Below are 9,266 nucleotides of genomic sequence, written 5' to 3' on the forward strand. Positions count from 1 at the left end.
CGTCAGACCTGCAATACGGAGGAAACAAGAAGCTGGGTATAGGCGGCCTGAGGATCGTCGAGGACCTGATCGGTCAGCCCCGCTTCGATCACCCGCCCGTCTTTCATCACCATCAGCCGGTCGGCCAGAAGCCGGGCGACGGCAAGGTCATGGGTGACGATGATCACCGAAAGCCCCATATCCCGGACAAGGCCGCGCAAAAGGTCCAGAAGCCGTGCCTGCACGCTGACATCAAGCCCGCCGGTCGGTTCATCCATGAAGACAAGGCGGGGGCCGGTCACAAGGTTGCGGGCGATCTGCAGGCGCTGTTGCATGCCGCCCGAAAAGGCGCGCGGGCGGTCGTCGATGCGATCGGCGGCAATTTCGACCCGGCCCAGCCAGTCGGTCGCACTTTCGCGGATCGCCCCGTAATTCCGTGCGCCCACCGCCATCAGCCGTTCGCCGACATTACCGCCGGCAGAAACCCCCATGCGCAAACCGTCGCGCGGGTTCTGGTGGACAAAGGCCCATTCGGTGCGCGAGAGTCGCCGCTGATCCGGTTCCGGCATCAGGACTGTATCGACCATACGGCCTTGCGTGCCATAGATCACGCGGCCCGCATCGGGGCGGATATGACCGGCAAGACAGCCCAGAAGCGTCGATTTGCCCGATCCGCTTTCGCCGACAATGCCCAGAACCTCACCCGGCCAAAGATCGAAGCTGACATTGGCGCAGCCACGCCCGCCCCCGTAGGACTTCGTCAGGCCACCGACCGACAGCAGCGGCAGTTCGGTCGCGGCGGTCAGCGTGCCGATATCGGGGTCATGCGCAGTCATGCGGCCTCTCCTTTCGGGGTCAGTCGTCCGTGATGGCCTTCCGCCCGGCGGGAGGTGCAGAAATCGGTGTCGGAACAGACAAACATCCGCCCGCCTGCATCATCGGTGATGACCTCATCGAGATAGCTTTGCCCCGCACCGCAGAGGTCGCAATGGTGATCGGCCTTCGCAGGCTCAAACGGGTGATCCTCAAAATCGAGGCTGACCACCTTGGTATAGGGCGGCAGCGCATAGATGCGCTGTTCGCGTCCCGCGCCGAACAACTGGATCGCCGCCATGCCCGACAGTTTCGGATTGTCGAATTTCGGGATCGGCGAAGGGTCCATCACATAGCGGTCCTCAACCTTCACCGGATAGGCGTATGAGGTCGCGATTTCGCCGTGGCGGGCGATGTCTTCGTAAAGCTTCACATGCATCAGCCCGTATTCCTCAAGCGCATGCATGCGGCGCGTCTCGCTTTCGCGCGGCTCAAGAAAGCGCAGGGGTTCGGGGATCGGCACCTGATAGACGAGCACCTGACCCTCAGTCAGCTTTTCCTCGGGAATGCGGTGGCGGGTCTGGATGATGCTTGCCTTCGCCGTGGCGGTCGTTGTGGCGACGCGGGCCGTGCGTTCGAAGAATTTGCGGATCGAGACGGCGTTGGTCGTATCATCCGCCCCCTGGTCGATGACCTTCAGCGTATCGGCGGGCGCGAGGCAGGCCGCCGTCACCTGCACCCCGCCGGTGCCCCAGCCGTAAGGCATCGGCATTTCGCGGCTGGCGAAGGGCACCTGATAGCCGGGGATCGCAAGCGCCTTGAGCAGCGCGCGGCGGATCATCCGCTTGGTCGCCTCATCGAGATAGGCGAAGTTGTAGGCCAGATCACTCATTCCGCCGCCTCCAATGCCCCGGGCGCAGCGACAGCGGCGCGGCGCAGTTTGCGGATGAGTTCCAGTTCCGACTGGAAATCGACGTAGTGGGGCAGCTTGATATGTTCGAGGAAACCCGTCGCCTGGATATTGTCGGAATGATAAAGGACGAATTCCGTATCCTGCGCCGGTGCGCCGGTGTTTTCCTCGCCCAGTTCTTCCCAGCGCAAGGCGCGGTCGACAAGGCTCATGGAAATCGCCTTGCGTTCGGACTGGCCCATGACAAGGCCGTAGCCCCGGGTGAATTGCGGCGGTTCGGTTTTTGATCCGGTGAACTGGTTCACCGTTTCGCATTCGGTCAATTCGATCTCTCCGATCTCAATGGAAAAGCCGAGTTCGGGGATCTCCATCTCGACCGCGCAGGTGCCGATGCGCAATTCGCCGACGAAGGCATGCGTGCGCCCGTAGCCGCGCTGGGTGGAATAGGCGAGCGACAGCAGAAAGCCCTCATCGCCGCGCGTCAGGGCCTGAAGGCGCAGCGGACGGTCGGCGGGCAGTTCCATGGGCTCACGCGTCAGGTCACGCGGGGTGCCGTGATCCGCGCCAAGCGGTTCCATCAGCCCATCGCGGTCCAGCAGCGACAGGATATGCGGCGCGGGATCGGGGTCGGCGGCTTTCCGTTCGGCCGTGGACGCGTCGCCCTCGGCCATCAGTTTGAAGTCGAGCAGGCGGTGCGTGTAGTCGAAGGTCGGGCCCAGAACCTGCCCGCCAGGCACATCCTTGAACGTGGCCGAGATGCGGCGGGTGATCGCCATATCGCCGGTTTCGATCGGACGGGATGACCCGAAGCGAGGCAGCGTGGTGCGGTAGGCGCGTATAAGAAAAATCGCCTCGATCAGATCACCGCGCGCCTGTTTGATCGCCAGTGCGGCAAGGTCGGGATCGTAAAGCGAGCCCTCGGCCATCACCCGGTTGACCGCGAGCGTCATTTGTTCGCGGATTTGCGCGATGGTGAGGTCCGGAACGGCGGGGTCGCCGCGCCGTTCCTCGGCCAGCCATTGGTGGGCTGCGTCGATGGCGCGTTCGCCGCCTTTGGTCGCTACATACATCCTAAAGTGCCGTCACATGGGTTGACCGCGGCAGGGCGGTAACGCTGGTATTGCTGGTGAACAGGCAGTCGAAGCCCAGCGGGAAGCGCGCACGATTGTCACGGAAGGCTGCAATCTCTGGCAGGCGGGCCTCATGCGCGGTCTCGATCCCCGGGCCGGTCAGACGGGCATTCGGTTCTGTAAGCGCCTCCATCTCGACGACCAGCGTGGCCGAACGGTCGGGATAGTCCGATGTGCCGATGTCGAAACGCGAGATCGGGTGCAACGCTTCCCATGTGCCGAGTGCGAATGTCGCCTGTTCGGCGGGCACGATGGGCGCGCCGCAATGAAAGGCGATCCAGTCGCGAATGGCGGCGGTGTCATGCGAGGGCGCGAGAAAGAGCGAGGTCGATGTATCTGCGAGTGTCAGAAGTACTGTGCCCGCTGCAACAGACAAGGGTGCGGGCGGTATGGCCCCGCTGATGGTCTGGACCCGGCCCGGGCGGGCCATCGCCTCCAGACAGGCGCGGAAGGCAAGGGCGGCATTTTCGGCGGGATGGGCGAATGACCCAATCAGGAAATCTTCCGGCATCGCTAGTCCTCTCCTCTGACCATGGTGAAGAATTCAACTTTGGTTGCGGCGGCTTTCTCGGCCCGGGCGCGGCGGCTGCTTTCTTCCTCCCGGCGCAAGGGCGACAGGATATCGGCCTCGATCCGTTCGGCAGATGGCCCCTGCATCAGCGCGTCAATGGCAGCGGCACGGGCGGCGTGATCGCGGTCGCGGCCCTGTATATAGGCATGCCCGACAGCGCCGGATTTAAGCCTGAGTGCACAGCGCGTGACCGACATCTCACCCAGGTTGAAGGCCCCGCCCGAGGCGCCCACCCGACCTTGAACCATCACGGCGCCGCTTTCGGGTGGGCGCAGCCAGTCATGCGGCGGAAGATCGGGCATCAGGGCGGACAGCCGGGTCGGGTTCGCACGGGCCAGAAGACCCATACGGGCCTGCCGGTCTTTGGTATGTGTCGTCGTCATGGACATCTTGCCGATTTGTCTAGATTGCTATACAACTAGACAAGTCATCGCCGATCCGGGCCCCAAAGACAAATGAAGTTTCTATGACAAAGTCCTCACCCGTCTGGCGCATGATTGCCGACACAATGCGATCCGAAATCAGCGCCGGGCTTTACCCGGAAGGTGCGAAACTGCCGACCGAGGCACAGCTTTCTGCCCGCTTCGGCGTGAACCGCCATACGGTCCGTCATGCGCTGGCGCATCTGGCCGGGGCAGGCCTGACCGTCTCGCGTCGCGGGGCCGGGGTTTTTGTCGCGGCCGCGCCGCCCACCGACTATCCGCTGGGCCGCCGCGTGCGGTTTCAGCAGAATGTCACGGCCAGCGGCCGCACCCCGTCGCGTGAGGTGATCCGGATCGAGACGCGGCCTGCCACCGCGGCGGAAGCCCGCGCGGTCGGCACCGACCGGGTCCATGTCTTCGAAGGCATCTCGCTTGGCGATACGCTGCCGCTGAACCTCTTTCGGTCGGTCTTTCCGGCCGACCGCTTCCCGGCGCTGCCCGAGGCGCTGGGGCGGTTGAAATCGGTCACGGCGGCCCTGGCCGAGATGGAGGTGACCGACTATACCCGCGCCTCCACCCGCATCACGGCAAAGGCCGCGCGCGGGCCACGTGCCGGCCTTCTGAAAGTGGCCGAAGGCGCGCCGATCCTCAGGACCGAGGCGATCAATGTGGATGCGTCAGGGCGGGTGGTGGAATTCGGGATCAGCTGGTTCCCGGGCGACCGGGTCGCGCTGACGGTGGCACCGGACGAAAACTAGCGCTCATATGCGTCAAGAAATGCCTCGGCGGGCAGACGGCGAAAGTCGTCAAGTGCCGCACGCAGCCGGGCAGGATCCCAGTTCCACCATGCGAGCCTCAGCAGACGTTCGGCAATGGCTTCGGGAAAGCGGCGGCGCAGGGGTTCTGCAGGGACGCCCGCAACGATCATGAACGGGGCGACGTCCTTTGTAACGACCGCGCCAGCGGCGACGACCGCACCGATGCCCACCTTTACCTCAGGCTTGACGATCGCGCCGTGGCCGATCCAGCAATCGGCACCAAGGATCGTCCGCCGCAGGGCCCGGCGCGCGAAGAACCCGGCATCGTCTTCCACGTCGTCGAAATAGGATGCCGAGCGGTAGAGGAAATGATGCTGCGCTGCATTGCGCCAGGGGTGGTCGGACGGTCCGATCCGCGTCATTGCCGCGATGTTGGCAAAGCGTCCGACATCGGTATTGGCGATATCGGCGAGGCGGTCGCAATAGGCATAGTCGCCGAACACCGTGTTCTGAATGCGCGATCCCTGCCCGACCTCGGTAAAGGCCCCGAAGGTCGCGTTCACGATTGTGCAGTCGGGATGGATCAGGGGCGCATTCGCCCGAAGCCGCGCCATGACCTCAGCCCTTGATGATCCGCCGCCGGACCCAGCCCGAGAGGCTGTCGAGCAGCATCACCGTCAGGACGATCAGCACCATGTAATAGGAGACCTCTTCCCAGTCCTTCTGGGTGATGATCGCCTGCGTCAGCAAAAGCCCGATGCCGCCGCCCACAAGCGCCCCGATCACCGTCGCCGAGCGGGTGTTGGATTCGAGGTAGTAGAGCAGTTGCGACAGGATCACTGGGGCGATCTGGGGAATGACCCCGAAGCGCATCCGTTGCGGCGCATTGGCACCGGTCGATTGCACGCCTTCCACCTGCTTGCCGTCGATATTCTCCAACGCCTCAGAGAAGGTTTTTCCGAAAGTGCCGGTATCGGTCATCAGGATCGCAAGCGCCCCGGTCAAGGGCCCCGGCCCGAAGGCGCGCGACAGGATCACCGTCCAGATCAGACCGTCGATACCGCGGAAAAGGTCGAAGACCCGGCGCAGACCCAGCCGGAGCCAGCGCGCAGGTGTGAAATTCGACGCGGCGAAAAAGGCAAGCGGAAAGGCGATCAGCCCCGCACCCATTGTGCCGAGAAAGGCCATCAGCACCGTTTCGCCCATCGCCCAGAACACATCCGAATGGCGCCACATCTTGTTGGTCCAGAAATCGTGCATCATGGCAGAAAGGTTGGAACGATCCGGCACCACAGCCGTGCCGCTCGTCGCTAGCGTGATCAACTCACCCAGCGATTTGCCGTGGAACGGGCTGTCGAGGGTGAAAAAGAACAGCTCCCACCCTGCCTGATAGCGAAACGTCTCGGCCTTGGACGGCGTCATTGCAAACCGCCAGTCGCCGTGATTGATGCTGACACGGTTTTTCGACATGCTCATCCAGTCGGGTTGATCCATCCCTTCGGGCAGGGTGACAGCGATCGCGCGACCCTCAGGCGCTATGGCCATGTCGCCGAAATCCGGGATGCTCAGCGCGGCAATGCCGGTCGGCAGATACCGCACCTCGGCCCCGCCCGGCAGGTCGATCCGCGTCATTTCGCCAAGCGTCACCCAGTCCGGCGCAGTACCTTCGGGGTATTCGCCCTTGCGTTCGCCCTCGATAGCGGTTGTCACCGCGCCCGTGCGGTTGTCGCGGGTCACATGGGTCTTGTAGGACCAGAAATCGCCCAGAAGCACCGCGGCATTCTCGGGCCTGGCGCGGGAGGCGACACCGGGAATGTCGAAGGCAAAGAAGATGTAGGTGAGGTAGAGCAGGATCAGCCCCGGCACTGCCAAGGACAGCCGCTTGCGCATCCCGAAACGCTGCGCCACCCCGACGCGCAGCGCGTCCATATCCGTCGCGGCAATGCTCATGCGCCCAGGCCCCCTTTGACAAGCCGCGCGCGGGCGCGGTCAGAGAAGTGATCGACGACGATGATGGTCAGGAGCAGGAGCGCAAAGATCGCCACGACCTGATCGTATTTGCCCTGACCCCATTGCAGCGCTGTCTTCAGGTCATAGCCAATGCCGCCGGAGCCGACGAAACCGAGGATCGCCGAGGCGCGGATATTGATCTCAAACCTGAGGAGCGCATAGCTCGACCAGTTCGGCGCGACCTGCGGCAGGACGCCGAACCACATGCGCTGGACCCAGCCGGCACCAGTTGAGGCAAGGCCTTCGACCGGCTTCAGGTCGGCGTTTTCGGCGGCCTCGGAGAAAAGCTTGCCCAGCGCGCCGGTCGTGTGAAAGGCAATGGCGATCATCGCCGGAACCGGGCCGCCGCCAAGCAGAAAGATCAGGACCAGCGCGATGACAATCTCGGGCACCGCGCGCATGATATCCATCGCGCGGCGGAAGAGCGGCGTGAGACGCGGCCAGAGCGCCAGGCCACGGGTTGAAAGAAAGGCCAGCACCATCGCCAGAAGCCCGCCGAAGAGGGTCGAGACGGCGGCGATGTTCAGTGTCTCTAACAGCGAGGGGATGAACTGAACGAAGAGGCCGGGCAGATTGCGCCAGTTTGAGAAAGCTTCGGAAAAGATCTCGGCCGGGAAATCGAGGATGCGGTGCAGACCGTCAAGGAACCCGCCCGCATTGCGGGCATCGGCGGTTCGGAACCCGCTGGCCATGAGCACCATGAAGAGGACAATCAAAACGCCCCCGTAAAGGCGCTTGCGGCGGATCATGGCAATATAGTCTGCGGGGTCAGGTTGGGCAGCGAGGCTCATGGCATGTCCGGATATGAGAGGGCCGGGGGCATGAACCCCCGGCCCGAGGGTCGCTTAGGACCCGGATTCGATCTTCTGGCGACGAATTTCGACGATGGTTTTGTAGTAGTCATGCGTGATCGGCACGAAACCCGCCGTTTCGCCCGCAGCAACGCCGTAAGCGCATTCGGGATCGCTTTCCTTCAGGCCCGCCATCAGCGCCGTCATCTTGACGCGCACCTCTTCGGGCAGCGCCTTGCGGATGACCAGCGGCTCACCCGCGATGGGCTTGGAACGCCAGATTTCCACGAGGTCGTTCATATCGACCAGACCTGCATCGACCGCCTTGCGCAGCGCGCCGAAGTTATAGCCGTCTTCCCAGTTGCCCTGACCATCGGCCCAGGTCACGCCCGCGTCGATATCGCCGTTGCTGACCGCAACGATGGTCTGTTCATGACCTCCGGTGAACTTCACCTCACCAAAATAGTCACCCGAATTCATCGAATGGCCGGTCTCTGCCGGGATCTCGACCGAGGGGATCAGATAGCCCGAAGTGGAGTTCGGATCGCCAAAGCCAAAGCTTTTGCCCTGCACATCGGCGAGTGTGGCGATGCCGCTGTCCTTGCGGGCAAAACCAATGGAGAAATAGGTGTAAGAGCCATCAAGCGCGGTCTTGACCAGAACCGGTTCCACTGCTTCAGGGTCGGTCAGATAGACTTTGGCATAGCTTGAAGCCCCCATCAGCGACATGTCGATGGTGCCGCCCAGCAGGCCCTGAATCACACCGTCATAGTCGGCGGGCGCAAAGAGTTTCACCGGCACGCCCAAAGCGTCCTCGGCATGCTTGCGCAGGCATTCGTTCGAGCTGAGGCGATCCTGGGCGTTTTCGCCACCGAGGATGCCGATGTTGAAGCCGGTGATCTCTTCAGCGTGAAGCGCGCCGGAAAGCGCGGTCGTGGCGGCCAGAATGGCAAGCAGGTTTTTCATGGCAGTCTTCCTTGTGATGGGCCTGCCCGGATGGCATGGCCCGGTTCTACTCAGTCGCCCAGCATGGCGACGGCGTAATCCGTGTCGGGTTCGAGCGCCTCGATGGCGGTTGAGGTCGCGGCCTCGGAAAACGAGGCGTCGGCCCCGTAAATGTCGCGCGCAACCCCGGTTGTCAGTTGATCGGGCGTGCCGTCAAAGACGACGCGCCCGTCGCGCATCCCGATCACCCGGTCGCAATAGCGACGCGCGGTGTCGAGCGTGTGGAGATTGGCGATCACCATGCGACCGTCCTCGGTCTGGATGCGTTTCAGCGTATCCATCACCACCTGCGCGTTCATCGGATCGAGCGAGGCGATGGGTTCATCCGCAAGGATGATTGCCGGGTCCTGCATCAGGGCGCGGGCAATGGCGACGCGCTGTTGCTGGCCGCCCGACAGGGCCTCGGCCCGTTTGGCGGCCTGTTCGGCCACGCCAAGCCGGTCGAGAATGTCCAGCGCCTGCCGGATATCGGCTTCGGACCACAGATTGAACACGGTCCGCATGGTCGAGCGCCGCCCAAGCAGCCCGTGCAGCACGTTCGAGGCGACATCCATGCGCGGCACAAGATTGAACTGCTGAAAGACCATCGCGCAGCGGTTCTGCCAGGCGCGTTTCCCGGCCCCCTTGAGGGCCAGGATATCGGTGCCGTCGACAAGGATCTGCCCACGGCTCGCATCCGACAGACGGTTGAGCATCCGCAGCAGCGTGGACTTTCCGGCACCCGACCGGCCGATGATGCCGACGAACCCGGCACCGTCCAGCGACAGGCTCACATTGTCGACCGCGGCCTTGGGGCCGTAGATCTTGCTGACATTGACGATGTCGATTTTCATGTGACCCCCAACCAGTTGGAGGCCGTCTAGGCCCGGTTTGTGAC

The 9,266-nt window shown here is 63.4% G+C and carries 11 protein-coding genes; 1 reads left to right on the forward strand and 10 read right to left on the reverse strand.

Translation table 11 applies throughout. The annotated features are described in order from the left end of the window. Positions 1–2 precede the first annotated feature (2 nt). Genes phnK through phnG form a run of 5 tightly spaced genes read right to left on the reverse strand, consistent with a single transcriptional unit; the run spans position 3 to position 3,792 of the window. Positions 3–815, reverse strand: coding sequence for a phosphonate C-P lyase system protein PhnK (gene phnK, locus WBB85_RS12090; protein WP_432638862.1), 813 nt, complete (start codon positions 813–815; stop codon positions 3–5). Continuing rightward, a complete protein-coding gene (locus WBB85_RS12095; RefSeq protein ID WP_432638863.1) occupies positions 812–1,684 on the reverse strand; it encodes an alpha-D-ribose 1-methylphosphonate 5-phosphate C-P-lyase PhnJ in 873 nt (290 codons plus the stop codon). The genes phnK and WBB85_RS12095 overlap by 4 nt, the downstream gene beginning before the upstream one ends. Then, entirely contained in the window at positions 1,681–2,772 is a 1,092-nt protein-coding gene (locus WBB85_RS12100; RefSeq protein ID WP_432638864.1) for a carbon-phosphorus lyase complex subunit PhnI, read from the reverse strand. Before WBB85_RS12100 ends, WBB85_RS12095 begins: the two co-directional genes overlap by 4 nt. Position 2,773: 1 nt before the next feature. Beyond that, entirely contained in the window at positions 2,774–3,343 is a 570-nt protein-coding gene (gene phnH, locus WBB85_RS12105) for a phosphonate C-P lyase system protein PhnH (protein ID WP_432638865.1), read from the reverse strand. A 2-nt stretch (positions 3,344–3,345) separates the two neighbouring features. Then, positions 3,346–3,792 carry a phosphonate C-P lyase system protein PhnG gene (phnG, locus tag WBB85_RS12110; RefSeq protein ID WP_432638866.1) on the reverse strand — a complete coding sequence of 149 codons (447 nt, stop codon included), beginning with the start codon at positions 3,790–3,792 and terminating at the stop codon, positions 3,346–3,348. Between the two features lie 77 nt (positions 3,793–3,869). Here phnG and phnF point away from each other — a divergent pair, with 77 nt between their 5' ends. Next, positions 3,870–4,583, forward strand: a complete 714-nt coding sequence (phnF, locus tag WBB85_RS12115) for a phosphonate metabolism transcriptional regulator PhnF (RefSeq protein WP_432638867.1) — start codon at positions 3,870–3,872, stop codon at positions 4,581–4,583. Here the strand turns inward: phnF and WBB85_RS12120 are convergent. From WBB85_RS12120 to phnC, 5 genes are read right to left on the reverse strand one after another with little or no spacing between them, the layout of a single operon-like run. Next, entirely contained in the window at positions 4,580–5,197 is a 618-nt protein-coding gene (locus WBB85_RS12120; protein WP_432638868.1) for a chloramphenicol acetyltransferase, read from the reverse strand. The genes phnF and WBB85_RS12120 overlap by 4 nt on opposite strands. A 4-nt stretch (positions 5,198–5,201) precedes the next feature. After that, complete coding sequence (gene phnE / locus WBB85_RS12125) at positions 5,202–6,533, reverse strand: phosphonate ABC transporter, permease protein PhnE (RefSeq protein WP_432638869.1); 1,332 nt, start codon at positions 6,531–6,533, stop codon at positions 5,202–5,204. Further along, entirely contained in the window at positions 6,530–7,384 is an 855-nt protein-coding gene (phnE, locus tag WBB85_RS12130; protein ID WP_432638870.1) for a phosphonate ABC transporter, permease protein PhnE, read from the reverse strand. The genes phnE (WBB85_RS12125) and phnE (WBB85_RS12130) overlap by 4 nt, the downstream gene beginning before the upstream one ends. A gap of 54 nt (positions 7,385–7,438) precedes the next feature. Beyond that, complete coding sequence (gene phnD, locus WBB85_RS12135; RefSeq protein ID WP_432638871.1) at positions 7,439–8,350, reverse strand: phosphonate ABC transporter substrate-binding protein; 912 nt, start codon at positions 8,348–8,350, stop codon at positions 7,439–7,441. 50 nt (positions 8,351–8,400) lie between these two features. Next, positions 8,401–9,222: a phosphonate ABC transporter ATP-binding protein gene (gene phnC / locus WBB85_RS12140; protein ID WP_432638872.1), complete on the reverse strand. Its 822-nt coding sequence runs from the start codon at positions 9,220–9,222 to the stop codon at positions 8,401–8,403. Between the last annotated feature and the right edge of the window lie 44 nt (positions 9,223–9,266).

Source organism: Albidovulum sp. (genome assembly GCF_049646345.1).
Taxonomy (GTDB): domain Bacteria; phylum Pseudomonadota; class Alphaproteobacteria; order Rhodobacterales; family Rhodobacteraceae; genus Albidovulum.

Bases quoted from the DNA above. Each gene is read 5' to 3' on its own strand.
- phnE (WP_432638870.1), bottom strand. From the start codon at position 7,384: ATGAGCCTCGCTGCCCAACCTGACCCCGCAGACTATATTGCCATGATC.
- phnC (WP_432638872.1), bottom strand. From the start codon at position 9,222: ATGAAAATCGACATCGTCAATGTCAGCAAGATCTACGGCCCCAAGGCC.
- WBB85_RS12120 (WP_432638868.1), bottom strand. From the start codon at position 5,197: ATGGCGCGGCTTCGGGCGAATGCGCCCCTGATCCATCCCGACTGCACA.
- phnG (WP_432638866.1), bottom strand. From the start codon at position 3,792: ATGTCCATGACGACGACACATACCAAAGACCGGCAGGCCCGTATGGGT.
- WBB85_RS12100 (WP_432638864.1), bottom strand. From the start codon at position 2,772: ATGTATGTAGCGACCAAAGGCGGCGAACGCGCCATCGACGCAGCCCAC.
- phnD (WP_432638871.1), bottom strand. From the start codon at position 8,350: ATGAAAAACCTGCTTGCCATTCTGGCCGCCACGACCGCGCTTTCCGGC.
- WBB85_RS12095 (WP_432638863.1), bottom strand. From the start codon at position 1,684: ATGAGTGATCTGGCCTACAACTTCGCCTATCTCGATGAGGCGACCAAG.
- phnF (WP_432638867.1), top strand. From the start codon at position 3,870: ATGACAAAGTCCTCACCCGTCTGGCGCATGATTGCCGACACAATGCGA.
- phnE (WP_432638869.1), bottom strand. From the start codon at position 6,533: ATGAGCATTGCCGCGACGGATATGGACGCGCTGCGCGTCGGGGTGGCG.
- phnH (WP_432638865.1), bottom strand. From the start codon at position 3,343: ATGCCGGAAGATTTCCTGATTGGGTCATTCGCCCATCCCGCCGAAAAT.
- phnK (WP_432638862.1), bottom strand. From the start codon at position 815: ATGACTGCGCATGACCCCGATATCGGCACGCTGACCGCCGCGACCGAA.